Origin of the sequence: Aliidiomarina sp. (genome assembly GCF_047920995.1) — a bacterium.
Taxonomy (GTDB): Bacteria; Pseudomonadota; Gammaproteobacteria; order Enterobacterales; family Alteromonadaceae; genus Aliidiomarina.
The window spans coordinates 1-1,214 of record NZ_JBLRWZ010000083.1; the positions used below are offsets into that span (position 1 = coordinate 1).

2 protein-coding genes are annotated in these 1,214 nt (G+C 47.8%); both read left to right on the forward strand.

Going from position 1 to position 1,214, the window contains the following annotated elements; genetic code table 11:
- A partial coding sequence (locus ACNA7P_RS11195) for a hypothetical protein (RefSeq protein ID WP_416258704.1) occupies positions 1–677 on the forward strand: 677 nt, incomplete at its 5' end.
- A gap of 215 nt (positions 678–892) precedes the next feature.
- Positions 893–1,214, forward strand: a 322-nt coding sequence (locus ACNA7P_RS11200) for a hypothetical protein (RefSeq protein WP_416258705.1), incomplete at its 3' end; no start/stop codon positions are given.

Here is a 1,214-nt window from a genome sequence, read left to right on the forward strand (position 1 = left end):
GGAATTTTTACTGCTTTATGGTAGCGATAAAGCGGTTTTTTGTGCGCGCGGGCGCAACTGCAGTGCTGCTTGCTGTGGCGGCGGCGCCCGCGGTTGCCTGGGCACAATCAGAAACCGATAGCGATATCGTAGATACCTACATTGGTATTGAATCACCGTTCCGTGTTATTTGCACTAGTGTAAATTTTGGCGTGTGGTTTGTACCGCTCGGTGATAGAGGCGGTGATTCGGTGGTGAATTTATTTGTGCCCTCAGGCACCACCAATACCGACACGAATGTTACCGGCGGCGGCAGTGCACGTTTAGCTGCCATAGAAGATAAGGGCTACGATTCACCATTGGCAGGTGTGTGCAATGTGCGTGGTTCGTTAGCCAGTAACAACTCGGAAATTACCATTAGTTTTGAAGACACCAGCAACCAAAACATCAGTATGGTGCCTAGCGCCCACATTTTTGCACAAGATTTAGCTGCAGCGCAAGCAGGTGCAACGATGGTGGCGAACTTAACGGCTCCTGAAGCGGGTAGAACGAACGTGCGAATAACCAATGGCGAAGCGGTATTTCGTGTGGTGGGCACATTAAGTATCCCGAATAATATTACACGTGATAATTACGGCGCATATCGCGGCGCCACCAATGCCACGATTATTGTAGATGATGGCGTAGGCGATCCATAACCCGAGTAACGGTAATACCGAGCTCGGGTTTTTGTATCTATACGGCCAAAACCAATTACAAAAAAAATTTCATGCTAACCGCAATTTTCACGCAACGTGCGTTTGGCAACAACCAGTTTACCGCTAGCACCATAGTGTGTGCGGTGAAAAAAGAAAGGTTCGCGGGCCCCCGATGGCTTTCGTCGAGCTTCATTACATTTAAAGGGGATAATCCTATGAAATTTTCAAAAAAATTAACCGCCGCAGCCGCAATTGTTGCTGCTGGCTTTGCTACTAACGTAGCTGCTGAAACGGCTTCCGATACTATTGAAGTGTATGCCGGTTTGGCTCCAGTGCTCGAACTCACTTGTACTGATGTTCATTTCGGTGTTTGGCGGGTGCCTACTGGAGATAGAACGGAAAGTAATATGATTACATTAATAGGGACAACTACCGTAAACGAACTTGCTGGTACAGCTACTTTTACGTCATCAGTAAGCGCAGATGGTACTACAGTAGCTGAAAGTAACAACTACACTGCTGCTGCAGGCCAGTGTA